The organism is Allocoleopsis franciscana PCC 7113 (assembly GCF_000317515.1).
In the GTDB taxonomy this organism is placed as follows: domain Bacteria; phylum Cyanobacteriota; class Cyanobacteriia; order Cyanobacteriales; family Coleofasciculaceae; genus Allocoleopsis; species Allocoleopsis franciscana.
The window spans coordinates 3,087,363-3,113,016 of sequence record NC_019738.1 but is presented as its reverse complement, the minus strand read 5'-3'; the positions used below and the strand labels follow the sequence as shown (position 1 = coordinate 3,113,016).

Genomic DNA, 25,654 nt, shown 5'->3' with positions numbered 1-25,654 from the left:
GTCTGCTACGAATGCTCCAACTGTCTTACTCTCCACGCATGAGAACGCTGGCCTCCCAGTCGGAAGCTTACGAATATTGCCGCCAAATTACGGCAAAATACTCCAAGACGTTTTATCTGGGCACACTGCTGATGCCCGAAGAAAAACGTCGCGCGATTTGGGCGATATACGTCTGGTGTCGTCGGACTGACGAACTGGTGGATGGTCCCCAAGCTCGCTTAACGACACCTGAAACCCTTGATCGCTGGGAACAACAGCTAGAATCCGTTTTCGCGGGACAGGCAATAGACGACCCCGATGTGGCTTTAGTCGATACGTTGCAACGCTTCCCACTGGATATTCAGCCGTTTCGGGATATGATTGCCGGTCAGCGGATGGATCTGTACCGAAGTCGCTATGAGACGTTTGAGGAACTCAAGCTTTACTGTTACCGCGTAGCAGGAACCGTGGGTTTAATGACCAGCCCAGTTTTGGGTGTGGATAGCTCAGTTGGTAGAGCGCCCTGGGATTGGCAGCAAGCGGCTTGTAATCCAGCAGAAGAAGCGATCGCGTTAGGAATTGCCAATCAGCTCACCAACATTCTGCGGGATGTGGGAGAAGATGCTCAACGGGGTCGGATTTATCTTCCTTTGGAAGAACTGGCGCTGTTTGACTACACCGAAGAAGACTTACTCAATGGCGTTGTTGATGACCGTTGGCGCGAACTCATGCGCTTCCAAATTCAACGGGCACGTAAGTTCTTTACCGAGTCAGAAAAAGGCATCCGCTCACTTAGTCCTGACTCCCGTTGGCCTGTTTGGGCAGCATTGATGCTCTATCAAGGCATTCTCGATGTGATTGAACAGAATCAATACGATGTCTTTAGTACAAGAGCTTACGTTCCCAAACCTCAGAAACTGCTGACCTTGCCAATTGCATGGCTCAGAGCCCAAGCCCTTTAGGCTGGGTTCAAGTGGCTTGTATGAATCAAGGAACACTTAACTAGAAAGACTTGGCACTCAGCAGCAGATTTTATAGCCCTACACCGACAGGGATATGAGAAAGTTTGCTCTCTTGCCAAGCTTTCTGAGTCCAAATTTCCTGATTGGAGGAAACATTGGACGGTTTGAAATAAAACGGATGGGGCGGCTCTGGTGAATAGGAAGCAGAACCATTTTCCTGGGACTTCACCAAGCTCACTAACCAAGGTAAAAAGTCCAAAATTTCTTCAGGTAGTACAGTTAACTCGAAGTCCCAACCCTGATTCATACCTCGACAACCTCTTCTCCACTTGGCGGCTGTGGCTATACCGCCCCCCTTGTTCACAGAAACTCGCAGAATAAAGGGGCGTTCGGGGAGTAATTCATCAGGGGCTTTATAAGCAAAAACACGTAAATAGTTGAACTGTTGTCGGTCATCTAGCCAAAATGCGATGGGGGGATTACCTGTAGATGGATGACTAGTTGTAATACTCACGGACATATTCATCGCTGCGGCGAAGCCAGAGTAGAACTCCCGTCTAAGCTGAGAAATCACACGTATTGCTTCTGGAGTCATAATTAAACCTTTGAGAAATATCGCCTCAATCACTCTGTTTTGAGTTTCTGATGAATAGATTGATTCATCTAGCTTCGTTGAAAACGGATTTTATTTGAATCGATAATTTCTCTTACTCTGCTTATGTCTGGCAATTTCTTTACGCTTACGCTTTTGAAGAGGTGTTTCAAAGTGACGATTCTTCCTCATATCTGGAAATATTCCAGCTTTGGAAACTTGTCGCTTAAATCGACGGAGGGCTGATTCAATCCCTTCGTTTTCGCCAAGAATAACTTGGGTCATCTTCTCTCCTTGTGTAATTAACAATCTAAAATTCTTAAGGGCAACCCCCACGGGGCTTTATTCATAGCGTTAGCGGAGCCACTTGGGATAACGTCGCAAGAGCGTCACCCTTGGGTCTAGCCAGCGAGAGCTTAGTGAAGTGTAGAACATCCATTCGGAGTTTTGGAGCGAACGGAGCGTTAGCGTAATACGAAAGTTTGAGCGAAAACTAAGCCACTCCAAAAGTGTGATCCATCCAAAATCTGTTTCACTGAACACTTAGGGTAGGAAGATGGCAAGAAATCGGCTCTCTTTCTCACTTGAGAAGAGTTCGCGCTCCTAAAACACCTGCTATAAACCATCCAGTAAGCCTGAGCTGAAAAAAGGGTAGAATTTTTGCCTACCCTTAAGACCTCAGAGTTAAATTTTGAATCTTGAAGCTTAATTGTAGTTGCGTCTTGAAGATCTGCCTGAATTCCCCCAGTTTCCCCCCCCACCAGAGGATCTTCTGTCTTCCCGAGGCTTAGCCTTATTCACTTTCAGGTCACGACCCATCCACTCCGCGCCATCAAGAGCTTCAATCGCTGCTGTTTCTTCTGCTTCTGTTCCCATTTCTACAAAAGCAAACCCTCTGGGTCTTCCGGTTTCTCGGTCAGTAGGCAATTGAACTCTACCGACAGTTCCATATTCTTTAAAGATTTCGCCGAGGTCTTCTGCTGTAACCTCATACGATAAATTGCCGACATAAATTGACATGGAGGTTCTCCAGAATCAAGGGTGTAGAGAACTAGATTCGGAGAGTGGCTTGTCTGTACAAAGAGTGCAAACTACGCAGCCGAATTTAATGTTCTGTCGGGATTGTAACACAGATGCGAACGAACGACCGTGAAGCGTTTGTGGAGCATAGGCTTCCATCGCGTCGAGGTAGACACACTACACTAGGCCAACTGGGCAGGAGTTTATGAACACTGTTAAGAGGAGTGGGAGAGTGGGTTATCAAACGACTAGCTCATAAATCGCCACAGGCTCATTCTTGCCTTTGACCTTAACAGAGTCATCGACTAATCGTAGATTGAATACCTCTGGATGCTGAAGCGCCACGACCACTGACTCGGTCACTAATATACAACAGTCATATTTCCGGGTTAGACCCTCGACTCGTGCTGCCACATTCACAGCATCTCCAATGACTGTAGACTCAATCCGGGATGTAAAGCCGATAGTGCCTAGTACGACTTCGCCTCGGTGAATACCAATGCCAATTTTGATCGTGGGTTGTTTTTGAGGGAGGCGTTGTTCATTAAAGGCTTCCAGTACCTGCTGCATCGCGACTGCCGCCCTCAAGGCAGAACCTGTTGTCTCATCTTCAAAAAGAGCCATTATTGCATCACCGATATACTTATCAATAAAACCTCCTGCATCGTTAATCACTTGCCCCATCAGGGCTAAGTACTCATTTAAGAGCGCAAAGGTTTCTAAGGGCGTCATCTGTTCCGACATTGAGGTGTAGCCGCGAATATCGGCAAACAAAATCGTAATCTTGCGAGTCGAAGCCACACCCACCTGGATATTCTCAATCCCGTCAGAGGCAATAACCTTGAGAAATTTCTCTGGTACAAAGCGCTCAAAAGATTCAAGTGTTTTCTGAAGTCGATTAAAGGATTTTTGTAGGGCAGTCGCCATGTCATTAAAAGCCTCTGCCAACGCTCCCAGTTCGTCAGCACGGTTGATATCGGCACGATGCTGCAAATCCCCAGCCGCAATCTTCGTCGCACTAATTTGTAAACGTTGCACTGGGTGACTTAACTGCCGTGCCAGGATGTAGGCACCTGCCAAACCAAATGCCCATCCCATCGCCCCAACCATGAGGGCTTTGTTAATCGCCTCCCTCACGGCGCGGTTCACTTGCCGCAGGGATATGCCAATTCGGAGAGTCCCAATTCTTTCCCCAGTCGCGTTACGAATATCTGAGGCGACTTCTATCACTTGTTCGCCGCGACGCGCCCGCATTTCTCCTTTAGGAAACTCAACATTTCGTAGAAGGTAGGGTTCGACTAAGCGGGTTCCATCATAAACTTTCCAAGCCGACTTTGTATCTTCCACGGGCACGATGTCAGGAATATACTGCTCCATGAAATCATCGGGTGCTGCGGCAACAATCTGGTTCGACAATCGAGTGTCTGAAACTAAGATATAGATAAACTCCGGATTTCGTCTCAGCATCAGATTGAGTCCGAGGCGAATTTGACTCCAATTCTGGTCTACTAATTCGTTTGTCCAAGCGTTGGATAGGGAGACAGCCAGAGTTTGAGCTCCCTGACGCTCTGAAAATCGGTAGACCTCGCTCTCGTTTTTAGCCCAACTCCACACTACAGCCGTGACAATCACCAAAATTAAAAAAGTGGTGGCAGCCATAATCTGTCTGCGAATTGAGTGGAAGACATGCAGCTTCATAGAGTTTTGAATTGTTTGGGAAATGTCTGGGAATTGGAAATTGGCGAGTGGATTGTCGTGATTCCTGCTAGCCAATTATGTCTAGCCAAAGTGATTGATGACCCATTACCGATGACCCATTACCGATTACCAAACCACTCCGAATCATTGTGTCACCTCAAGCTCCTCTACGAAGGTAACCCAGCGCCGAGCATCAGACGGGGTTTGGCAGGCCGAAGAGAAGGCAAGAGTCATAGGCCCCCCCATGCTTGCAGGAATAGGCATCTGCTCGTCGCCCCAGTGGGTTGCCAGTAAAATATCGCACCGCTTGAGATCAGCCGCCTCAAGGCGGATTGGATTAGCGCGGCTGCGATCAATGGGAGCTTTGCCCCGCACAATAACGACACTCCGTCGAGAAAGTTTCAGTTCTGCGGCGTCAAGAACGTCGCTCAAACGCACGCCATAGAGTTTGACTTTATTGGCAGGCCAACCAATGCGATATCCAACAGTCTCTTCAATAGTAATGTGTGGCAGTTTGCTAATGGCAGCGGCATCTAAAATTTGCTTGCCTACTTGGAGTTGGATTGGCTCAGTACCAACAACCATATCGGTGATGTAAAAGACCCAAAAGCGATCAAAATATTTCTGCCGAAGCTGCGGGAATTTAGTCTGAGGAAAGACTAAGTAAAGGGGGCCTCCATCACTCCGAGAAATTTTTTTATGATTGCGCTCTAGGGCAAGGATAATGGGGTATTGGCGTACATCGTTGAGCGTCACGGTTGAGCGGTAGGCGTCATAGGCAACAAAGGTAATATCTTTGACATTGGGTGCAACCCCAAACTCATCGAGCAGTGTGGAGACGGCGACGCCACGAAAGTGGAAAATTGCCTGGGAATCGCTGGTATGGTGAGGATCGGTTGTCCAGACGGACGTCATCGCTAGGGTTTTCACTTTTGACCAGCTCAACGGTATGGGTTGACCAAGTGCAGTTCGACCGTGAACCGTGAATTGCCAATTCGGCTTGGCTTGCTGTTTCTCGTGGAGTGCTGCGATCTGATAATTTTCTGCGATCGCTTCTTGCCGTAATCTCTCCAGTTCGGTATGGGTGGGTTGTTCACTACACCCGCTCAAGTAAGCCAACATTGTGCACAAGACAACGGCAACCAGTATGCCGAGAAAGGTTGTCTTCGTTTTTGCCTTTTTATGTTTTCCTTTTTTCTTTCCCATGGGTAATAAGGCAGAAGCCAGTTCGCGCAGCGTTCTCCGCAGGAGTAGGCAGTAGGCAGTAGGCTGGTACATGCTCGTTTCAGCCGTTAAAGAAAGTCCTAAACTTTATGGCGACAGCTAAAAAAAACTAACGCAGAAAACCTGCAATTCCGCAAGCTGTGATGGAACAATTGCGACAATAATTAGACAATTCAGACCCATTTAGAAGCCACGTAACTGTTAAAAGTTGGTCAAAATATCAGGATAGAATTAATGCTTCCGACCAAGTTTTTCATGAATCACTGCGTTACAAACTTAATGTTAAGTTAAAGTCCTCTAAACTTTGAAATGGACAAAAATATGTCAACTGAATGCTGAAAGTTAAACGATGAAATATCAAGGATATAACCAAGGATAAACCGACTTCATACTTTATTTTCCTGGCTTCCACTTGATGTTGCAGCCAATACTGGGCTTTTGGTCAAGGTTAACAGGTTGAGAAGCCAGTACGGCATCAAGGGCAGAACGTAGATCTTGACCTGTGACAGGTTTATTGTTGCTGGGACGGCTGTCATCTAGCTGACCTCGATAGACTAGCTGGCGATCCCCATCAAACAGAAAGAAATCTGGAGTACAAGCAGCCGTATAAGCTTTGGCGGTTTCCTGGCTTTCGTCGTAACAAAACGGGAAAGTGAATCCTAGTTCGTTTGCCATTTGTTTGAGCTTCTCAGGGGCGTCATCGGGGTAATTTTCAGCATCATTGGCGCTAATTGCCACAATACCGACATTCGCATTCACATAATCTTGGCCAATCTTCGCTAGTTCCGCTTGTACATGCTTCACGAAGGGGCAGTGGCGGCAAATGAACATGACTAATAATGCCTGCTTACCCGTAAAGGTATCCAAGGAGATGGTTTTGCCAGATACAACATCTGACAATTGAAAATTTGGGGCTGTGGTGCCTAGGGGCAACATGGTTGAGGGGGTAAGCGCCATCGGTTTAGGAGTTCGTTTCTCTTTCATTGTTGACCCCCCTAGCTTCCTGGAGCAAGGGGGAAAGGCGGAATTGGGAACTTCTTTGCTATTTTGGCTATTTTATAGTACAAATGTACTGATTAAGAGCCTGAGCCACGTACCCCCTTTCTCGCCATGAAAGAACTAAAAGCCGGAATTCAACTTGTTCGGACTAAGTGCATTCAACTGAATCGGCATCCTGTGTTTAAAAAGAAAGCATTGCAGCCCGTAGCTGTGGAATCGTTGCCACAAAAGGCTAAGGTTTACCAAAAATCGTTGTTGTCTTTTCCAATTAGTTCACCTCCAGAAGGGCTACGGCAGCGAACAACTCAGGGGTTGAGGCAGTTGAAGAATCAGGCAGAACGGATCAATCAGCTTGCAGCCGAGTTAGAAGCGGCGGCATTTGAGTTTAAAGCGATCGCGTCTGAAGTGAACCAAGATTGGAAAGCCTTTCAGGCCATGCAGGAACCAACGAGTGCGATCGCGGATATTTGTCAGTACCAAGCTGTACATATCCCGCTCATTCAACAAAAATCCTCTGGGTCATTTGTGATCACATCACGAACGGTGGATTTATTCCAAGCGGAACGGGAAGCCGAATTACTAGCGCAAACACTGCGATGTCGAGCGAAGAAAAAACGGCACAAGGGTTAGCGCAACAATTTGTAGTTCGCGAAAGATGGAGAGTCCTGTAAAGTTTAGTAACCCTCCTCTGTCACTTTCCGGGTATGCAGTTCGATTTGAAAGGTGGAGCCTTGTCCAACAACGCTGGTAACGCTAATCTGACCGCCATGAGCTTCAACAAGCTGTTTTGCGATCGCTAACCCCAAACCAAAACCCCCCGCTTGCCGCGATTGCTTTGTATCCACCCGATAGAACCGTTCAAAAATATGGGGCAAATCGGCTTGAGGAATCCCAATACCACTGTCTGATACTTGAATCACCGCCTGCCGGGATTGGGTAAACAGACGCAACTGCACTGAACCGCCTGCTGGTGTATATTTATAGGCATTGCTGAGCAAATTCTCGACTGCCTGACGCAAAAGGTCTGGCTCTGCTTCCAATTTAACTGGTTGCTCAGGTAAATCGCTCTTCAAACTCAATTGTTTTTCGGCAGCTTGACTGGAGTAAAAGTCTGCTTGCTCCTTGAGCAAGCTGGTTAAGTCAACCTCTTTTAAGGATTCAGGGGCTAGTCGTCCTGAATGACGAGCAAGAAGCAGCAGATTGCTAACCAAGGTACTCATAGACTTAGCTGCCTCTACAATCTGCTCCAAGTGATTGCGTTGCTGCTGTGGGTCGAGAGGAACCAGTAACCCAACCTGAGCATTACTGAGAACTGCCGCTAAGGGAGTACGCAACTCATGGGATGCATTAGACGTGAAGCGCTGGAGTTGATTGTAGCTGTCGCGAATTGGCTGCATCGCCAATCCTCCTAACACCCAACCTGTAAGCCCAATCATTCCTAAAGCTACAGGCACCAAGAGCGTCAAGGATAGCAGGAACTCTCTTAGAGATTCTTGGACGGGAGTCATCGGCATCGCTACCTGAAGATAACCAATGACTGACCCCGCTTGCTCGACAGGTAGCGTGACTTGACGGAGCCAAACTTCTGAAGGCATTGTCCCTATTGGCTCGTTGGTGGTCTTGATGGTTTGAAATTCATCTGCCACTGTTAGCCGCTCTGGGGGAGTCGTGCCAAAAAATTGCATTAATTTCCTTTTGGGACTGTACCAACGCGCATACACTATCTCAGTCGTCGGTAACGGTGGATTACTCCCCAAAAGTGGCACATTTTCCAGATTCACCTGCCACTGACCCTGACGAACTTCAGACTCTACGCCTGCTGCCATCACGCGAGTTTTGGTGTAGAGCAATCGATCTAGTTCTTCTAGCTCGTCGGCAGCTTTCTGGTAATAGATTACGCCTGCAAAGACGACCAGGATACTTCCCATCGAAAGGGTAAACCAACGAGCAAGATTGCGACGGCTCTGATTAAACATGGGGGGCAGGCAAAGTCAAAAGTCAAAAGTCAAAAGTCAAAATGATGGCAGGGGCAGCTAAGGTAAATTAAAAACACCGTGCCCGTAAGGGTCGGTGTTTAGTAGTTCACTATGATATCTCAGTCAATGTCATTTACTGGACTTTAGACTAAATGAAGTGGGGTAATTAAAGAATCAGGGCGTTTGTACTCGTATAAAAAGAAGAGAAAACTGCATTTGAAATGTTATGTCGTAACCACTCCAGTAAGCATCAATCCTCAGCAGATTGCTTGCTGCTCCAAAAAAGTTGAAGTGCTGACTCATCAACTATGTAAGCTGACTCACTATCGCTAATCACCCGTTTACCAAGCCGAGGAAAAACGCCAACATCTAAGCGTCCTGCTTCTCCACCTATGAGGTATACAAGGTCTTCATCAAATGGATTACGAAGATGATGGGGTTGTTGGGGTAGCCCAAATCCCATGAAGTCTCCTGGTTCAACTTCGTATTCCATATCTCCAATTTCCGCAATACCTCGACCTGACAAGATGTAAACCCATTCTTCTTCATTCTGGTGAGCGTGGAAGATGAAAGATTCCTTACCCGGAGGTACACGAGCAATCGTCACACCAATGCGTTTAAGACCGACAGCACGCCCAAGGAACCGTAAATAAATTTCTGAATTGGGATTGAGCGGATGATGAAACTCAAACGTATCCATTGAATTAATGTCTGCTGCTTTCAGCAGAGAATGTTGTTCATCAGTCACGTTGATGTCCTTCTATCAAGTTGGCAAACGGTCTGAACACCACAATAAAGCATCTAAACTAAACATAGGACAGATGCTGGATTTGACGTTATTTTCAGCTTACTACCTGTCCCTTTCCTTATCCCGAACTCAGGTTAAGGTAGAAGTCTTTACTGTTATTCACAAGAAAATTCTTCTCCTGCTTTCCCTGTTTCAAAAAAACACCTCCTTAGTCCAAAGCGCAACGGCTACTCAGGCGGATTGATGGAATATCCCCTGCCGTAAACAGTTTCAATCCAATCCGCGGCACCCACTACCTGCAAACGCTGCCGCAGGCGGCGTACTAGGGCAGTTATCGCATTGCTTTCGGGTTCTGTGCCCCACTCCCATAAAGCTTGTTCGATCTGGTCACGGGTTAAGATTTGGCGGGGGTGACGCATGAGGTACTCTAGCAACTGAAATTCCTGGTTGGATAGTTGAACGGTTGCCTGTCCTCGCTCAACCATAAGCCGAGTCAGGTGCAGTTGTAGATCGGCGACGCGCAGAGTGTCTCCTTGCCATACGGGAGAACGCCGTCCCAGCGCTCGTACCCGCGCCAGAAGTTCCACCATGTCTGCGGGTTTAACCAAATAGTCATCCGCTCCAGCATCCAACCCTGTCACTCGATCCGGGATGGCGTCTTTGGCAGTCAAAATTAGTACAGGTGCGCTTTTGCCGGATTGTCGATACTGGCGACAGAGGCTTAATCCGCTAATTTCAGGCAACATCCAGTCCAGAATCAACAAGTCATATTCTTTCTGAGACAGGAGCCATTGGGCGGTTTCTCCATCTTCAACGCCATCGACAACATATCCAGCTTGCGACAAAACCATCTGGATTGGTTTCAATTGTGCTGGGTCGTCTTCCACCAGTAATATCCGCATAAATGGCGTTTGTGAATCGTCTGTGTGGGAAAATCGCTTTCCCTCTTAAAATAGAGAGTTAGACTTAGGAGAACGTCTTTCCCCAGTACGATTTTAGAGTTGCGATCGCTCATCGCTTTATGTCCTTACCTCGCTGGTTGCAAGCCTTGCGTCCTCTGTGGCTAGAATTCTGGCTACCCTTACCCCTATTGGGAATTATCTTCTGGCTTGGAGGTAACGTTGTAACCAGCCAGGTATTAAGCCGACCCTACAGCACAGTCAGTAAGCTGCAAGCGGATGCACAACAAGAGGTGCAACTGTCAGTCACTGTGCTAGTCATCAAAGCTGAAATTGAAAAGAATAAGGGACTCACTTCTGTTGAAGTGAAAACGGCAGATCCCGAACTCAAAACGTTGGAATTCGAGTTTCCAGTTACAGAAGTCAGCCAAGTGGAAGCGAGGATTGCTCAAAAACTAGGATTGTCTCGTGAAGATACCAAAAAGCTAGTACGATATCAGTTGAAAAACTGAACGTTTGATGACAGATAAACTGACTAAGTAAGCATGACATAAACAAAGACCCGCCCAAAGTAAACGAGCGGGTTTTAACTTGTTTGGTGTGTATGAGTGAGGCTAACTTGTAATCCTCTCGCTCTAAGCTTAATGAGTGAATGTGACACAAAAATGATAATTAGTTGATTAGTTGTACGGCAAGACCATCGCAGCACTAGCGCCTAGTGTTCTCAATTTCTCTGTTCATCATCAACAGACAGTCGTTTATATTCGCCTACTGTATCTATTAGTTGTTTGTACCTGGCAGCGGCATCGATGACAAACCACGCTGATAAACCAGCTCCTACAGTCGTTAAAAAAGCACTGCTGGCGAGAAGAACTCCAATTAAATCAAACTTAGTCGTGTCTTGGAGCTGTTCTCTTCCGTAAACACGTTCAGACACGTCCACAACAAGAACGATGCAAATTACTGTTAAGAAACAACTCAAAATAGAAACAGTAGCTACACGTATTCCTCTTGTTAAAAATTCCAATTGTATTATCGGTTTTTCAATTCTGTTTTCTGACATACTTTACCTTTATTTTCCTACACACTCTGGTTTCTATTCCTTCATGTCGAAGTCAGGCGAAAGGCACACATCAACCTTACGTTTTTGAGTTGGTATATTGGGTGTGGGTTGATGAGGAGAGAGGAGTAGGTTCAACTTCATCGAAGTTGCGTTGTCGGCTACACCCAGCACACAGTAAGCTACTGGCGCTCACGCTTGCAATCAGCAACCCCATCATTCGTCGTAACTGCATAGCACATTTCTCTAATTGGAGCTATAAAAACACTTCCGTCTATTTCCAGCAGCAGAAACATTTGAACTTTAGGTGCTGCCTTCCCGCCTGCTCTTGAAGTCGCTGCTTTCCAGTTTGACTAGAGAACCTGAATTATCAGTGCGATAAACAAAGCTTTGTTGCTCGGCATTCACTGTCACTTGCCAACCGGAAACTACCGCCTGAGAGCAGAAGATGCCAGAGAGAGCTAGTCCCAAACAACCATCAGGCCAATCTCGCTGTTGTACGCGGACAATGTTCAACTCCTGACTCGGCAAATTCGATCGCCTGGAAGCGTCTTGTAAGACCGCCTGAACAACGGAATCTGGTAAACTCCCATCCCGTAGCGGCTGAGTCGCTATTGCTTCATGCTGCTTGTTGTTGAGAACTTTCGCTGTGCCAGATAAATTGGGATAGACCGCATTGGCAACTAAAAAGGTTATACCTGCACCCAAAGGTAGAATGACGGTTAAAACCAAAGCGGCCAAAAGCTGCTGCCGTTGATGAGTTATATGACCGGAGTGTTTCACAATAGTGCTTCTCCTTCGTTCATTTCCTGAACCTACTGTCTTCAGTGTCTACAACAAATGTGATCAAAAAGTGACAGCGTTATCAAAAATTTGCCTCAACTGAATTCTTGAGAGTTTTGTAGATTTAGTGCTGTTTTATAGGAATCCTATTTGAGTTGTGAGATGCCAGCAATTCAGATACTCGACTTCTCGCTTGTAGTCGGGTATCTCGCCTTCAGTAAGAAAAAAATGCATCTGCAATAGGTGAGAAATCTGAAAAATGATTCCCGTTGTTTCAGTAGGTATTTGAGCAATATTTAAAAGTAGTATTTGTCATTTTCTCATCACATTTGTTTTCCAGACTGGATGGATATAGAAACTTTCCTGCCTGTTAAACAACCCCTGAAGGAGCTTTAGTTTTTAGCTCACCTGTCAGGGTTAAGACTTGGAGCGAACAACATGACAGCAGCGGCAAACGAAAAAAGTCAGTCACAGCAATGGCACCATCTGTCTGTACGGGAAGTTCCTCGGCATTTAGACAGCAATCTAGAAACAGGATTAACATCGGCTGAAGCAGCAAAGCGACAGGAACGTTATGGTTCTAACGAACTCAAGGGCAAACCGGGGAAAAGTCCTTTGATGCGGTTTCTCCTGCAATTTAACCAACCGCTCTTGTACATCTTACTGATTGCGGGTGCAATCAAAGCGTTTTTGGGAGAATGGGTGAACGCCTGGGTGATTTGGGGCGTGACGCTGATTAACGCCATCATCGGGTTTGTTCAAGAATCAAAAGCTGAGAGTGCGATCGCAGCTTTAGCCTCCTCCGTCCAAACCGATGCCACCCTCCTGCGCGATGGTCAAAAGGTAAAAATTCCTTCGACTGAATTAGTACCGGGCGATTTGGTACTTCTTACTTCTGGGGACAAAGTACCCGCCGATTTGCGACTCGTCAGTGCGCGTAACTTGCAGGTAAATGAATCAGCCCTTACAGGTGAGTCGCTTGCTGTAGAAAAGGACACGCAACCGCTCGATCCAAAGGCTCCCCTAGCCGAACGAACTAACATGGCTTATGGGGGTAGCTTTGTCACGTTTGGGCAGGGAAGGGGTATGGTTGTTGCAATTGGAGAAGCGACCGAAACGGGACGGATTTCCCAATTAATGGAGCAACACGCGAATCTCTCAACCCCGTTAACCCGTAAATTTGATAAATTCAGTCGCACGTTGCTCTACATCATTCTGGGGGTAGCCGCGCTGACGTTTGCCGTTGGTTTGGGGTACGGCAACTCCTGGGTGACGATGTTTGAGGCGGCTGTTGCCTTGGCAGTTAGTGCAATTCCCGAAGGTTTGCCCGCCGTCGTTACCATAACGCTAGCCATTGGCGTTTCCCGGATGGCGCGTCGCCATGCCATTGTTCGCAAATTACCCGCCGTTGAGACTCTAGGTGGTGCAACAGTCATTTGTTCGGACAAAACGGGTACGCTGACAGAAAATCAAATGACCGTGCAAGCGATTTATGCAGGGGGTCAGCACTATACTGCCAGTGGTGCGGGTTATGCTCCACAAGGAGAAATCCTACAAAATGAACAACCAGTTGAGCCGAACAGTTCCCCCATCCTTCTGGAATGTCTGAAAGCTGGATTGTTGTGTAACGATTCTCACTTGGAAGAAAAGGACGGTCAATGGCAGGTCGTTGGCGATCCAACTGAGGGAGGGTTAATTGCGGTTGCCAACAAAGTGGGATTGACTCAGCCAAATTTAGAACGGGAGATGCCTAGACTAGATGGTATTCCCTTTGAATCTGAGTTTCAGTACATGGCAACGTTGCATGAACAAGGCAAAAAGCAAGAGGGAAAATTTGCCTCTTCGCCACTGGCATACCAGGATTCAGAACACAGGATTATCTATGTTAAAGGTTCGGTAGAGGCATTGATCTCTCGTTGTCAGCAGATGTTGGATGAACAGGGGGAACTGATACCTGTAGAGCAAGAAGTGGTGCATCGGGAAGTTGATGCGATGGCTCATCAAGGGTTGCGGGTGTTGGCTTTTGCCATGAAATCTGCACCCGATACTCAGAACTCGCTAGATCATCGAGATATTGAAGCAGGTCTAATTTTAATCGGGTTGCAGGGCATGATCGATCCCCCGCGAGAAGAAGCGATTAGGGCTGTGCAAGCCTGCCAAGATGCGGGTATCCAGGTGAAGATGATTACGGGCGATCATGCGGTTACGGCACGAGCGATCGCATCTCGGATGGGATTTAACAAAAATCAGGAAGTTTTGGCCTTCACAGGACAAGAACTCACCCAAATGGATAAACAGGAACTTGCCACCGCAGTAGAAAATGGTTCTGTGTTTGCCCGTGTTGCCCCGGAACAGAAATTGCGTTTGGTTGAAGCCCTGCAATCCAAAGGCGAAGTTGTCGCTATGACGGGAGACGGGGTTAATGATGCACCGGCTCTCAAGCAAGCTGATATCGGCATTGCGATGGGACAGGGGGGGACGGAGGTGGCGAAAGAAGCCTCTGACATGATTTTGACGAATGATAACTTTGCCTCTATCGAAGCGGCAGTTGAGGAAGGACGTACCGTTTATCGAAATTTGCAAAAAGCGATCGCGTTTATTCTCCCCGTAAACGGTGGGGAATCGATGACGATTTTGATTAGCGTACTGTTAGCTAGAGCCTTGCCCATCTTATCGTTACAAGTTCTCTGGCTGAATATGGTTAATTCCATCACCATGACCGTTCCCCTAGCCTTTGAGCCGAAGTCGCAGCGAGAGATGCAACGCCCCCCACGTAAGCCAAATGAACCCTTGCTTTCTGGGAGGTTGCTCAAGCGCATTGTGGTCATTTCTGTTTTTAACTGGATTTTGATTTTCGGCGTATTTGAATGGATAAAAGCCACTACAGGAAATATCGATTTAGCTCGCACGATGGCCATTCAAGCCTTAGTAGCAGGACGAATTTTTTACCTTTTGAGTATTAGCCAACTAGGAAGTGCAATCGTTAATAAACTTCGAGGTAGAATCGAACAAATTAGTGATGCCAGAGCCATTGGTATTGGTATTGCCTGTACTGTACTTTTGCAGGTCAGCTTCAGTCAATGGAGCTTGATGAATAACTTGTTTTCCACGGCACCACTGGACGTTAATCAATGGTTGCTCTGCCTACTCATTGGGTTACCAATGGTTGCAGTGTCTGCCTTAGTCAATCGCTTCGATCCACCTAACTAATAGGTTGAGTTAGCTCATACTATTTCACTAACATTCGGCTACAGATAGACCCTCCAGAATAAAATTCCATCCGGTTACAGAAGCGATGTTAGAAGCCTGCAAGATTTAGCCAATATCCACTTAGTTGTCCTGTCGGCTTGCGAAACGGCTTTGGGTGGCCCCGATCGCGATGGTGTTGAGATGGCAGGCATCAGTTACTATTTTCTCAATGCTGGAGCTAAGTCCGTCATTGCCACCTTATGGTTAGTCAACGATGCGGTATAGCGTTTCCTAGTCTCGTATTGTGTTAATGTTTTTAGCTTCTTTAGTCGTTGCTTACCTGATGGCGATTACCTATTACTTCATAACTTGGTTAGAGCGCTTCACTCCAGATAGCCCATTATCTCTGCAAGAGGCTTCCGCTGTTGTAATAGATATTTTTATCGCCGCTTTGTTATGGCCTTTGGTCGCCCCGATCGCGAATGTACATTATTTTGAATAGAGAGCTTAAACGCCTGACTTCCTGATTGAGACCTTCTTATCCCCAGCTTTAGGGAGTAAAATAGTTAGGATAAGGAGGTTTTCAATTGATAAATTTCCATTAAATGCTATCAATTACCGCCGACCACTAGAATAAAAAACTTACGTTATTTTAACTTAATTTATTAGGGATAATCCAAGTTGGCAACCATTAGAATGCCCGTCTGAGAAGTATTTTTAAACCCCTACCTAATTTGGGGAGTTTGATTGTATCGAAATTCATACTGACTCTTACAAAAAATCCATTCAAAGACCACTGATATCAGTGTTTTTTATCCTGCCATAAACCCACATCATTCGGCCTTTTTTCTGTGAGACTTACTCCTGAATCCCTCTATGAACTCGAAGTTTTAACTCCGAGCCAGTTTTTTTACCTACTGAGAATGGTGCAAGATTGGAGTAATAACCTAAATAGCCGCCAACATGTTTACTAACAAGAGCAAATTCCTGTTGGATAACCCGATTCAGATGAATTACGGCCTTGCTATAACAGATGTCGATGGGGATGGCTCCTTCGAGTTATTTGTGGCAGGGTTTAATGGCCCGAATCTGGTGCTGAAATACAATGGGCAGGGATTGGTCAATATTGCAGATGAAATTCTAGCTGATGCTGGACGACAAGCCATTGGTGTTGCCGCGGGTGACATTGATGGCGATGGACGGGAAGAAATCTATGTCCTCAATACAGATACGTTTGCTGGGCGAAAGGGATTTGGCGATTGCTTATTTGACTACCGAGATGGCAAGTGGGTGGATCTATTTTCCTTACCCGAAAATCAAAACGCTATCAATTTCACTGCCGGTCGTTCCGTCGTTTGTGTAGACCGAAAGGGAACTGGACAATATGGATTCTTCGTCGCCAATTACGGCGGCCCAATGCGGTTGTATGAACTCAATGAAAAGGGTCACTTGGTTGATGTTGCACCAGAAGTGGGACTGGACTTAACCACAGGTGGACGTTCCGTTATTTCCCTGCCCTTGGTTTCCGATCACATGGATATTTTCGCCGTCAATGAACATGGACGGAATTTTTTGTTTCGCAACCAAGGTGATGGCACATTTAAAGAGATGGCCCAAATGGCAGGTATTGATGACCCTGATCAAAATGGTCGCGGTTTAGTGGCGTTAGATGCGGATGGGGATGGTCGATTCGATCTGGTTTACGGCAACTGGTTAGGCCCGCACCGGATGTATTTACAAGGAGTACCGGGGCATTTTAAAGATGTTGCCCCTCCTGACATGGCAATTCCCTCTCCGATCCGCACGGTGATTAGCGCCGATTTCGATAATGATGGGTATGAGGAGTTGTTTTTCAACAACATGGGTGAACCCAATCGCCTGTTTGCTTATCGGGCGGGGACTTGGAAAGCGATCGATACAGGGGAAGCTTGGGAACCAGACGGTGCCGGTACAGGTGCGGCGGTGGGCGATTTAGATGAGGATGGTCAACTTACACTTTTCATTGCTCATGGAGAAGCCACAGTCCAACCCATCACCTTATATTCCCCACCCGAAAATGGTCATGCATGGTTTAGGGTACTCCCCTTAACAGAGCGAGGAGCACCCGCACGGGGATCGATTGTTACCTTAATTGGGGAACAACAAACCCAACGCCGAGTCATTGATGCGGGTAGTGGTTATCTCTGCCAAATGGAACCCATCGCCCATTTCGGTTTGGGTGAGAATCCGGTTATTAAACAAATTGAAGTGCGTTGGCCGGATGGGAAAATTGCCAAAATCTCCTCACCCAAGGCGAATCAGCTCATCCGAGTGCCATATCCTTCTGCCTAAGCCGATTTCGTCACCATCTTTGGGGGAGGGGAGAAAAATCGATAAAAAAACGGGTCAATTATTTCTGCCTGGGTTTACTAGCGAAAAAAGACAGGTAGGCAAAACCGAAGAACCTCCTCTTTGAGCCTGACTTTGAGAGGTCTCAACTGAAAATCAAGTCCTAGTCGTCAAGGTTTCCAGACTTATCCGTAAGGCAGAGAAGAAGGTAGCTCAAAACCGACTAAAATATTTAGTCCTAGACGAGCCTCACAAGTGGTAAGTTATTTGAAGCTATCTTCGGCTTATTTTTGTTGGCATTCTTATCGCTCCTTCAAGCTATGAGTGAAGAAAAATATAGAGGAGGATCGATCTTTGAACAAACTAGCTCTGAAATTCTTTTTGAAGAACTTCCTCCAGATACAAAACAATGGGCTGAAAGTTTGCCTTGGGAGCAACGCCGTCATCTTTTGTTATTGTGTCATCTCATCTGTGTATCCCCTCCAGAGGTACAAGCTGAGTTTTTAGATAATTATACGGCGGATGGGTTAGTCTCAAGAAAACTTCAGGATAGAAATACCCAATATAGAGTCAAACAATATTTAGATAAATTTGAGGTTGAAAGCGAACTTGATGAATTGGTACTCCGGGGTTATATTAAACAATTTTATATTCATTCGGCTCAAGAGCTACGTAACCAACCTGAACTTTATTTTAAAGTAGTCTTTCGTTTGGTAATTAGTACCGAAGAACAAAATAATATTTTGAATTATATTTTGGGTTTTGAACTCCTAAAGCTGATGTTTCAAATGAGTTGGTTACAGCATGAGAGGTTATATCAGCTTCAGAGAAATCAAGAAGAATTCATTAAACTCTATATTAAACCCATTCAATTAGCGCATCAAATCAACGGAATAATTATACCAGAACACCGAAGGGAATTCTTTTCTAAACGGGATTATTTTGTGAAAAAGCCCATACTCAGCCCGAAAAAATTAGTTCAGCTAGTTATGGCAACTTTCCCTACAGATATAGTGATAGATTTGGGATTTGCCATTATTCGTGACCCCAATTTTTTAGGGTTTGATTATGAGTACATTTTTCATCCTGAACCTGAAGGGATTTTTCCGGATTGACCCTTCCACAAGGAATGGGTAGAGAAGAACTGTATCTTGGGTGATACTATTTGAGTTGAAACAAGCTAGATTTTAATTACTAAAACTCTTTAACAGCAGCGTGTTCAAAATCCTTGGATGCAAAAGGTATCAAGAACAACAAAGAGAGCACTAATAATTTTATTAATAGTTCATTAATATAGAAACACTATAACTTCCGGAAAAAGTATAATAGAAGTTTGGGTTAATTCACCAAAAAAGGGGTATTCCGTTGTTGGCGTCAGTGGTACAGACCAACGAGAAACCCCAACTTCCACATCAGTTTTATCCAGGGAGTCATATTAGCTGTGGTCTTAGAAGTATCCGAGCGCCCCTACGAAGCCAAAACCCAAGAAATTGCTAAACAACTTTTGGCAGCCACACGAGAAAAGCGCTCCTTTTTTGCCCAGGTGCGCGACCAAATCCGCTGGGATGATAAGTTGCTGGATTGGGCGATGAGTAACCCTGGTTTGCGGGTGCAGCTATTTCGCTTCATTGACACTTTACCCGCATTGCGGAGCAAGCCAGAAATTGCCCGTCATTTGCAGGAATATCTAGGCGATGAATCGGTTGAACTGCCATCCGCCCTCAAAGGGATGCTCAACTTTGCCCAAGCGGATTCGCTGCCGGGGCAAGTGGCGGCAACAACCGTGGCAACTGCCGTGGAAACGTTAGCGCATAAATATATTGCCGGGGAAAATATTAAACAAACCCTCAAGACCATTGAACGCTTACGCAAAGATAAGATGGGATTTACCCTTGACCTATTGGGAGAGGCGGTGATTACAGAAGCCGAGGCGCAATCTTACCTGCAAAGCTATCTTGATTTGATGGAAAAACTGACGCAGGAAGCGCAAAACTGGTCATCGGTGCCAGAAATTGATGTTGCCGATGGAGAACCGTTGCCACGAGTTCAAGTGTCCGTTAAGTTAACGGCATTTTACTCCCAATTTGACCCCCTCGATCCTCAGGGTAGCCGAGAACGAGTGTGCGATCGCATCCGCACCCTGCTGCGTCGTGCTCAGGAACTCGGTGCTGCGGTTCACTTTGACATGGAACAGTATGTCTACAAAGACATGACCTTTGCCATCCTCAAAGACTTGTTGATGGAAGAAGAATTCCGGACTCGCACCGATATCGGCATGACAGTGCAAGCTTATCTGCGGGATAGCGAGAACGATGCCAAAGCCTTGATAGATTGGGCTAAACAGCGGGGATATCCCATCACCGTGCGCTTAGTTAAAGGGGCGTATTGGGATCAGGAGACGATTAAAGCCGCCCAAAAAGATTGGCCTCAGCCGGTATATAACGATAAAGCCGAAACCGATGCCAATTATGAGAAGATTACCCAACTTTTGTTGGAAAATCACGAGTATGTTTATTCTGCCATTGGGAGTCATAATGTGCGATCGCAAGCACGAGCCATCGCCATAGCCGAAAGCCTCAACATCCCCCGCCGCCGCTTCGAGATGCAAGTGCTTTACGGCATGGGGGATCAACTGGCAAAAGCCTTAGTCAAGCGCGGGCATCGGGTGCGGGTGTATGCGCCCTATGGGGACTTGCTGCCAGGGATGGCTTACTTGATCCGGCGATTGTTGGAAAATACCGCTAATAGTTCCTTCTTGCGCCAAAACTTGGAAGAACGTCCGATTGAGGAACTGTTGGCAGCACCCGTGGTGGCATCTCCTCAACACTCCCCTGAACGGAGAACGGGGTTTCCCAATGTGGCAGATACCGACTATGCCGGGGAGGATGCCCGCAAGAAGGCGCAATCAGCTTTGAAGAGCGTTCGTCAACGGCTGGGTAAAACGTACTTACCTCTGATCAACGGTGAGTATCAAACCACAGCAGATATCGTTGATTCTGTCAACCCCTCCAACCCCAGTGAAGTGATTGGGAAAATTGGACTGATTAGTGTAGAACAAGCCGAACAAGCCCTGCAAGCGGCGAAAGCAGCATTCCCAAGTTGGCGGAAAACCCCCGTCCGACAACGGGCTGGGGTGTTGCGGAAAGCCGCAGAGTTGATGGAACAACGCCGGGACGAACTCTGCGCGTGGGTGGTGTTGGAAGTTGGCAAACCCCTGCGGGAAGCGGATGCGGAAGTTTCGGAAGCGATTGATTTTTGCCGCTATTATGCCGACGAGGTAGAACGTCTCGATCAAGGACATAACTACGACATTCCGGGGGAGAATAATCGCTATGTTTATCAACCTAGAGGCATTGCGGTAGTCATTTCTCCCTGGAACTTCCCGTTTGCCATTGCTACGGGGATGACGGTTGCCGCATTGGTGGCGGGGAATTGCACCTTACTCAAACCAGCGGAAGTCTCTACGGTGATTGCCGCCAAATTGGCAGAGATTTTGGTGGATGCAGGGATACCGAAGGGCGTTTTTCAATACGTCCCCGGCAAGGGTTCCAAGGTGGGTGCTTACATGGTGAATCATCCGGATGTGCATCTGATTGCCTTTACCGGTTCCCAGGAAGTGGGATGCCGGATTTTCTCGGATGCTGCTACCGTACAACCGGGGCAAAAGCACTTGAAGCGGGTGATTGCAGAGATGGGCGGCAAGAATGCCCTCATTGTGGATGAAAGTGCAGACCTGGATCAAGCGGTGGCGGGTGCGGTGCAGTCGGCGTTTGGCTATAGCGGTCAGAAGTGTTCTGCCTGTTCGCGAGTGGTGGTGTTGGAACCGGTGTATGATGCCTTTGTGGAACGGTTCGTGGAAGCCACGCGATCGCTCAATATTGGTCCAGCAGAAGCCCCCAGTACTCAAGTTGGCCCGGTGATTGATGCCACGGCACGCGATCGGATTCGAGAGTATATTGAAACGGGGCGTCAAGAGGCTAAAGTGGCTCTGGAAATGTCCGCACCCGATACGGGTTATTTTATTGGCCCGGTGATTTTTAAGGATGTTTCACCCAATGCCAAGATTGCCCAAGAAGAAATTTTTGGCCCTGTTGTGGCTGTGATTCCGGCGAAGAATTTTCAAGAAGCCCTGGATATTGCCAATGGTACCAACTATGCACTGACGGGGGGATTGTACTCTCGCACGCCGTCCCATATTGAGCAAGCTTCGGTGGATTTTGAAGTGGGCAACCTTTACATCAACCGTACCATTACAGGGGCGATCGTGTCGCGACAACCCTTCGGCGGCTTTAAGATGTCTGGCGTGGGTTCCAAAGCGGGTGGCCCCGACTATTTGTTGCAATTCCTCGAACCGCGCACGATTACGGAGAACATTCAGCGTCAAGGCTTTGCGCCTATTGAAGGAGCGGATTAAAGGTAAAGGGTTTGATCAACTGAGAATTAATAGTTGAAAGGGCGAACGGTTTGTTCGCCCTTTCTTGGGTCAAGAATCTGTTTAACGAGAATCAGTTCCTTGATTAGGAGCACCAATCACCTTGACTTCACCTCCAGGTGCTTCCGGTTCGGCACCTGATTGGACATCAGTACCGGCTTCTTGACCGGTCATGCGATATCTCTCATCCAGTGAAGTGTTCCCCTCCTCTACAGTAGATGCATTTTTTCATTCTCAATTTTTTCCTCAATGAGAATTGGGGGTACTTCGGCTGAGCTAGTTACTTGTACTCACAATACGTTCTACTGCCGTTAGCTATCCTACTAATTGCTCTCGAAGATATGCCAAAATTGCCTGCGTTCCTTGCTTGACAATCTCAGGCGACGGTGAAATCAGTTGGTTATTGTAGAAACTTAGCTGTGTCAGATTGGTGAGATTACCAATTTCCGGTGGTAGCGCTGTCAGTTGATTGTAGTCGAGGTATAGCTCTATCAGGTTGGTTAGTCTTCCCATTTCGGGGGGCAGCGCCATCAGTTTATTTTTGTAAAGGTGGAGCTTTGTCAAATTGGTGAGGTTGCCAATTTCCTTTGGCAGCGCTGTCAGTTGGTTGTCGTAGAGGTATAGCTCTGTCAGATTAGTAAGATTCCCAATTTCGGGTGGCAGTTGCCTCAGTTGATTTTTGTTTATATCTAACCATTTTAGCTGAGTAAGCTTGCCAATTTCAGGGGGTAGCGCTATCAGTTGATTATCTTTTAGGGATAGCGTTTTCAGATTGGTAAGATTCCCAATTTCCGGTACCAGCACTGTCAGTTGCTTGCGATTGAGGTATAGCCTTCTTAGATTAGTAAGATTGCCAATTTCTGCTGGCAGCACATTTTCGTTTTCACTGAGGTCTAGCTCGGTCAAATTAGTGAGATTGCCGATTTCTTTTGGCAAGGCTGTCAGTTGATTGCGGCTGAGGTATAGCACTTCCAGATTGGTAAGATTGCCGATTTCCGGTGGCAGTTCCGTCAGTTGATTGCCGTTGAGGTCTAACAGCGTCAAGTTGGTGAGATTGCCGATTTCTTTTGGCAGCACCTTCAGTTGATTAGAGCTGAGGTTTAGCTGTGTTAAATTGGTGAGATTGCCGATTTCTTTCGGCAGCACCTTCAGTTGATTAGAGCTGAGGTTTAGCTGTGTTAAATTGGTGAGATTACTGATTTTTTTTGGCAGCACCTTCAGTTGATAGTTCCCACTAAGGTATAGTCCTCTCAAATGGGAGAGATTGCCAATTTCTTTTGGTAGCTTTGTCAGTCTATTATTCTCAAGGGATAGCACTCTCAGATTAATGAGATTACCGATTTCCGGTGGCAGCGTCGCTAGTTGATTACGGTTGAGGTATAGCCATGTCAGATCGGTAAGATTGCCGATTTCTTTTGGAAGCTCCGTTAGTTGCTTACCAGCAAGGTTTAGGCTTGTTTGATTGGTGAGCTGAAAAATTTCTTTAGGTGCAAGATAGCTGTTCGTCCAGTTCGGTCGGGGTGGAACCTTAGCAATTTTAAGATTATTGAGCCATTCAGAATCTGATAGGCGTGAGACTCCTGGCATCTCAAACTCATAGTGACTCAGAACGGGGCCTGCATAGACCATCTTGTTCTCACCATTGTCCACGGCAATCATCAGCAGATCGACATTACCCACACCCTGGTGAAGCACACAGCCTGGATCTCCTGGTGCAGGCACATTTGTGTGTACATCGGCAACAATTGCATCCTGTTTTTTAGAATCCTCATGACCCTTATAGAAAAGACCAAAATACCAACCGCTGTATGTTGGTTGCATGGACCCGTGACCGATTATCTCGACAATCTTCCTCAAAAATTCGGTTTCCGCTTCAGTGAATTTCTCCTGTGCAACTTGCTTCACCGCAATCCCTTTGAGGATAGATAACTTCTCGGCGAAGTTTTTGAAGAACGTAGTTTGTCTTTCCTGTACGTATTGGAGTGGAAACTTTATTTTATTGCCCCATCCGTCAGATGCCTTAACTAAACGCTCTGAGAAAGGAATTTTCTCTATCAGATCAGCAGCTAGCAACGCCATTTTCTCAAAGCGCTTCCAGAATTCGACCTTTGGTTCCACGAAACCCGCTGGGTAGTAACAAGAGATACTAGAGGTGTAGGACTGTTTGACATAAAGGATTGTGTCGTGACGCAATTGTGTCCACGAAGCCAATTGCGTATTAAGTGTCTTCATTGCCCATCCACGGGTACTCATGGCTTCAGGATACTTGCGGTCTGTAGTGGGTGCAGAGAGTTCGCGCAAGGTAGCAAGCCAGCTCATATAAATGTTCTCTTCCCAGACGGCTGGATTTTGCTCATCAATTACACTCTTAACTGCTGCTAAGTTGTGCTGATAGTTGAATCCATCTCTGAACGGTCGTCCTGCTTTGTCAGTCATGCGTGCCACGAGTTCTGGCACCACCTGGTCATTCCCTAAAGCAGCAAAAGCGACATCTAGACAGGTAGGAACACGACGCTGTACTTTCTGTCCATCCCACTCTATATCGTCGAATACAACTTTAGATGTGACCCAGCTATCTACCACAAACTTTTGACCCAGGATAGTGAACGATCTCGGCAGTTTAATCTTTTCCAGTCCAAATGGGGAAACGTAGGAGTGACTGCGAATGTGCTGAACGCCGATTTTACTTGCCAAAATGTCAGCTTCCAGTTGCAATAGCACTCCCCAATTCTTGACATCTGTTGGGGATTTAATCTTAGCCTTGTCTAAAATGTCACCCAGTTGGGCAAAGGTCATAGAATCAGTTCGACCCACAAAGGTCTGAAGCAATTGGTCGAATTTCTGCCATTGTTCAAATTTGCCGGATTGTTTCAGGAGATCGTAGAGAATTACAGCTGCGCCGAGTTCTCGCGGTGAGGATTCGTCCAATGAACCAGCAATGCGGAGGTCAATTCTACCGCACCACATCATGGCACGGAAGTATCGCTTCAGGAGTTCGGAGTTCTCATAATGTCCGCACACTTTAAATTGAGAAAAATCCACCTTGCGCTCGCGTCCAAACAGCTCAAATTCTTGAAGTTTCTGACCTTTTATTGCTTCGAGTGTTTCGGCTACGCGGGCATCCTGTTTTAAGTAAGTCTTGAGAGTCTTATCTGCAAGCAGAGAACGCGCTACAGCAAGGAAGTAGTCAGCATCCTTCACGCTCTCACTCAGCACCCCGCTGCCATACTGGTTCCAAGTATCAGGAATCCCCTTTTGCATACCTTCAAGAATCTCAGAGAGCGAACTAGACAGGTAAGTCTCTTCTAGTTCTTCGAGAATCGCATCGTAGGAACGATGCCAAGCATGAAGCAGCGCATCGGCAGAAACGAACACTGGCAGATCGTGGCTGTAGATACGATAGAATAGATCGGCAAAATTCTGCCCTCCCAGCCGTTCGCTAACTACGAAGCCGTTTTTCTTAAAGATTGCCAGTTCTTCTGCATTAAGTCGAAACTTTTCTTTCTTATGAAAATCGTCCCAGAACTCGGCAGTTGTTGGGTCGAAGCTGATTTGAGGCAGATATTTAGCCTTGCTGGTATATCGTCTCGCAAATTCTTGCGGTGAAATCTGCCCAATTTCTTTTAGCGCTTCCTCAAATGCCGTTGTGTACCCAAAAACGTCAGCAGAGTCTTTGGCAATGGGTGCGATCGTCATTGACGTTTCTCCTTGAGCAAACTGACTTATGCAAGTTGGTTTAATCAGATCTAGTTCTGAGTAGCGGGC

At 46.6% G+C, this 25,654-nt stretch carries 22 protein-coding genes; 9 read left to right on the top strand and 13 right to left on the bottom strand.

Translation table 11 applies throughout. The annotated features are described in order from the left end of the window. The first annotated feature begins 11 nt into the window (after window positions 1–11). Window positions 12–941, top strand: coding sequence for a 15-cis-phytoene synthase CrtB (gene crtB / locus MIC7113_RS13080; protein ID WP_015182638.1), 930 nt, complete (start codon window positions 12–14; stop codon window positions 939–941). A 70-nt stretch (window positions 942–1,011) separates the two neighbouring features. Here the strand turns inward: crtB and MIC7113_RS13075 are convergent, their stop codons facing one another. From MIC7113_RS13075 to MIC7113_RS13050, 6 genes are all read right to left on the bottom strand, one after another. Next, window positions 1,012–1,536 (bottom strand): hypothetical protein, encoded by a 525-nt coding sequence (locus MIC7113_RS13075; RefSeq protein ID WP_041780039.1) that lies wholly within the window; start codon window positions 1,534–1,536, stop codon window positions 1,012–1,014. Between the two features lie 90 nt (window positions 1,537–1,626). Beyond that, window positions 1,627–1,818: a 30S ribosomal protein S21 gene (gene rpsU / locus MIC7113_RS13070; RefSeq protein WP_015182636.1), complete on the bottom strand. Its 192-nt coding sequence runs from the start codon at window positions 1,816–1,818 to the stop codon at window positions 1,627–1,629. 420 nt (window positions 1,819–2,238) lie between these two features. After that, a complete protein-coding gene (locus MIC7113_RS13065) occupies window positions 2,239–2,553 on the bottom strand; it encodes an RNA recognition motif domain-containing protein (RefSeq protein ID WP_015182635.1) in 315 nt (104 codons plus the stop codon). A gap of 240 nt (window positions 2,554–2,793) precedes the next feature. Next, complete coding sequence (locus MIC7113_RS13060) at window positions 2,794–4,251, bottom strand: adenylate/guanylate cyclase domain-containing protein (RefSeq protein WP_015182634.1); 1,458 nt, start codon at window positions 4,249–4,251, stop codon at window positions 2,794–2,796. A 144-nt stretch (window positions 4,252–4,395) separates the two neighbouring features. After that, the gene (locus MIC7113_RS13055) at window positions 4,396–5,529 is read right to left on the bottom strand and encodes a molybdopterin-dependent oxidoreductase (RefSeq protein ID WP_015182633.1); all 1,134 of its coding nucleotides are present in this window, start codon (window positions 5,527–5,529) and stop codon (window positions 4,396–4,398) included. 339 nt (window positions 5,530–5,868) lie between these two features. Further along, window positions 5,869–6,432, bottom strand: a complete 564-nt coding sequence (locus tag MIC7113_RS13050) for a thioredoxin family protein (RefSeq protein ID WP_041780780.1) — start codon at window positions 6,430–6,432, stop codon at window positions 5,869–5,871. A gap of 153 nt (window positions 6,433–6,585) precedes the next feature. Here MIC7113_RS13050 and MIC7113_RS33325 point away from each other — a divergent pair, with 153 nt between their 5' ends. Next, window positions 6,586–7,104: a hypothetical protein gene (locus MIC7113_RS33325; protein WP_015182631.1), complete on the top strand. Its 519-nt coding sequence runs from the start codon at window positions 6,586–6,588 to the stop codon at window positions 7,102–7,104. Window positions 7,105–7,148: 44 nt separating this feature from the next. Here the strand turns inward: MIC7113_RS33325 and MIC7113_RS13040 are convergent, their stop codons facing one another. The 3 genes from MIC7113_RS13040 to rppA form a co-directional block, all read right to left on the bottom strand. Then, complete coding sequence (locus MIC7113_RS13040; protein WP_015182630.1) at window positions 7,149–8,450, bottom strand: sensor histidine kinase; 1,302 nt, start codon at window positions 8,448–8,450, stop codon at window positions 7,149–7,151. A 250-nt stretch (window positions 8,451–8,700) separates the two neighbouring features. After that, the gene (locus MIC7113_RS13035; protein WP_015182629.1) at window positions 8,701–9,198 is read right to left on the bottom strand and encodes a cupin domain-containing protein; all 498 of its coding nucleotides are present in this window, start codon (window positions 9,196–9,198) and stop codon (window positions 8,701–8,703) included. Window positions 9,199–9,425: 227 nt separating this feature from the next. Next, complete coding sequence (gene rppA, locus MIC7113_RS13025) at window positions 9,426–10,100, bottom strand: two-component system response regulator RppA (protein WP_015182627.1); 675 nt, start codon at window positions 10,098–10,100, stop codon at window positions 9,426–9,428. A gap of 119 nt (window positions 10,101–10,219) precedes the next feature. Here rppA and MIC7113_RS13020 point away from each other — a divergent pair, with 119 nt between their 5' ends. Continuing rightward, window positions 10,220–10,609 (top strand): hypothetical protein, encoded by a 390-nt coding sequence (locus MIC7113_RS13020; RefSeq protein ID WP_015182626.1) that lies wholly within the window; start codon window positions 10,220–10,222, stop codon window positions 10,607–10,609. Between the two features lie 212 nt (window positions 10,610–10,821). On the opposite strand, the gene MIC7113_RS13015 is transcribed toward MIC7113_RS13020, so the two are convergent. The 3 genes from MIC7113_RS13015 to MIC7113_RS33320 all read right to left on the bottom strand — a co-directional run bounded on the left by MIC7113_RS13015 (window position 10,822) and on the right by MIC7113_RS33320 (window position 11,940). After that, complete coding sequence (locus MIC7113_RS13015; RefSeq protein WP_015182625.1) at window positions 10,822–11,160, bottom strand: hypothetical protein; 339 nt, start codon at window positions 11,158–11,160, stop codon at window positions 10,822–10,824. Between the two features lie 76 nt (window positions 11,161–11,236). Continuing rightward, window positions 11,237–11,392, bottom strand: coding sequence for a hypothetical protein (locus tag MIC7113_RS36305; protein ID WP_155897991.1), 156 nt, complete (start codon window positions 11,390–11,392; stop codon window positions 11,237–11,239). Window positions 11,393–11,460: 68 nt separating this feature from the next. Next, complete coding sequence (locus MIC7113_RS33320; RefSeq protein WP_015182624.1) at window positions 11,461–11,940, bottom strand: hypothetical protein; 480 nt, start codon at window positions 11,938–11,940, stop codon at window positions 11,461–11,463. A 438-nt stretch (window positions 11,941–12,378) separates the two neighbouring features. Between MIC7113_RS33320 and MIC7113_RS13005 the strand changes: the two genes are divergently transcribed. From MIC7113_RS13005 to pruA, 6 genes are all read left to right on the top strand, one after another. After that, entirely contained in the window at window positions 12,379–15,150 is a 2,772-nt protein-coding gene (locus tag MIC7113_RS13005; RefSeq protein ID WP_015182623.1) for a cation-transporting P-type ATPase, read from the top strand. A gap of 63 nt (window positions 15,151–15,213) precedes the next feature. After that, a complete protein-coding gene (locus MIC7113_RS34680; protein WP_081594648.1) occupies window positions 15,214–15,414 on the top strand; it encodes a CHAT domain-containing protein in 201 nt (66 codons plus the stop codon). Window positions 15,415–15,439: 25 nt separating this feature from the next. Beyond that, window positions 15,440–15,631, top strand: coding sequence for a hypothetical protein (locus MIC7113_RS13000; RefSeq protein ID WP_015182622.1), 192 nt, complete (start codon window positions 15,440–15,442; stop codon window positions 15,629–15,631). A gap of 461 nt (window positions 15,632–16,092) precedes the next feature. After that, the gene (locus tag MIC7113_RS12995) at window positions 16,093–17,460 is read left to right on the top strand and encodes a CRTAC1 family protein (RefSeq protein WP_015182621.1); all 1,368 of its coding nucleotides are present in this window, start codon (window positions 16,093–16,095) and stop codon (window positions 17,458–17,460) included. Window positions 17,461–17,777: 317 nt separating this feature from the next. Further along, entirely contained in the window at window positions 17,778–18,572 is a 795-nt protein-coding gene (locus MIC7113_RS12990) for a hypothetical protein (protein ID WP_015182620.1), read from the top strand. Between the two features lie 326 nt (window positions 18,573–18,898). Next, on the top strand, window positions 18,899–21,871 hold the full coding sequence (gene pruA, locus MIC7113_RS12985; RefSeq protein WP_015182619.1) for an L-glutamate gamma-semialdehyde dehydrogenase: 2,973 nt from the start codon (window positions 18,899–18,901) through the stop codon (window positions 21,869–21,871). 333 nt (window positions 21,872–22,204) lie between these two features. Here pruA and MIC7113_RS38090 read toward each other — a convergent pair whose 3' ends face one another. After that, the gene (locus tag MIC7113_RS38090; protein WP_015182618.1) at window positions 22,205–25,585 is read right to left on the bottom strand and encodes a DUF3160 domain-containing protein; all 3,381 of its coding nucleotides are present in this window, start codon (window positions 25,583–25,585) and stop codon (window positions 22,205–22,207) included. Window positions 25,586–25,654 lie beyond the last annotated feature (69 nt).

Excerpts from the sequence above, each read along its gene's own strand:
- MIC7113_RS13000 (WP_015182622.1), top strand. The coding sequence starts at position 15,440 with ATGTTTTTAGCTTCTTTAGTCGTTGCTTACCTGATGGCGATTACCTAT.
- MIC7113_RS13060 (WP_015182634.1), bottom strand. The coding sequence starts at position 4,251 with ATGAAGCTGCATGTCTTCCACTCAATTCGCAGACAGATTATGGCTGCC.
- MIC7113_RS13065 (WP_015182635.1), bottom strand. The coding sequence starts at position 2,553 with ATGTCAATTTATGTCGGCAATTTATCGTATGAGGTTACAGCAGAAGAC.
- MIC7113_RS33325 (WP_015182631.1), top strand. The coding sequence starts at position 6,586 with ATGAAAGAACTAAAAGCCGGAATTCAACTTGTTCGGACTAAGTGCATT.
- MIC7113_RS13005 (WP_015182623.1), top strand. The coding sequence starts at position 12,379 with ATGACAGCAGCGGCAAACGAAAAAAGTCAGTCACAGCAATGGCACCAT.
- MIC7113_RS13020 (WP_015182626.1), top strand. The coding sequence starts at position 10,220 with ATGTCCTTACCTCGCTGGTTGCAAGCCTTGCGTCCTCTGTGGCTAGAA.
- MIC7113_RS13040 (WP_015182630.1), bottom strand. The coding sequence starts at position 8,450 with ATGTTTAATCAGAGCCGTCGCAATCTTGCTCGTTGGTTTACCCTTTCG.
- MIC7113_RS13050 (WP_041780780.1), bottom strand. The coding sequence starts at position 6,432 with ATGGCGCTTACCCCCTCAACCATGTTGCCCCTAGGCACCACAGCCCCA.
- MIC7113_RS12995 (WP_015182621.1), top strand. The coding sequence starts at position 16,093 with ATGTTTACTAACAAGAGCAAATTCCTGTTGGATAACCCGATTCAGATG.
- MIC7113_RS13055 (WP_015182633.1), bottom strand. The coding sequence starts at position 5,529 with ATGTACCAGCCTACTGCCTACTGCCTACTCCTGCGGAGAACGCTGCGC.
- MIC7113_RS13075 (WP_041780039.1), bottom strand. The coding sequence starts at position 1,536 with ATGACTCCAGAAGCAATACGTGTGATTTCTCAGCTTAGACGGGAGTTC.
- MIC7113_RS12990 (WP_015182620.1), top strand. The coding sequence starts at position 17,778 with ATGAGTGAAGAAAAATATAGAGGAGGATCGATCTTTGAACAAACTAGC.
- MIC7113_RS38090 (WP_015182618.1), bottom strand. The coding sequence starts at position 25,585 with ATGACGATCGCACCCATTGCCAAAGACTCTGCTGACGTTTTTGGGTAC.
- rppA (WP_015182627.1), bottom strand. The coding sequence starts at position 10,100 with ATGCGGATATTACTGGTGGAAGACGACCCAGCACAATTGAAACCAATC.
- MIC7113_RS13015 (WP_015182625.1), bottom strand. The coding sequence starts at position 11,160 with ATGTCAGAAAACAGAATTGAAAAACCGATAATACAATTGGAATTTTTA.
- rpsU (WP_015182636.1), bottom strand. The coding sequence starts at position 1,818 with ATGACCCAAGTTATTCTTGGCGAAAACGAAGGGATTGAATCAGCCCTC.
- MIC7113_RS36305 (WP_155897991.1), bottom strand. The coding sequence starts at position 11,392 with ATGCAGTTACGACGAATGATGGGGTTGCTGATTGCAAGCGTGAGCGCC.
- crtB (WP_015182638.1), top strand. The coding sequence starts at position 12 with ATGCTCCAACTGTCTTACTCTCCACGCATGAGAACGCTGGCCTCCCAG.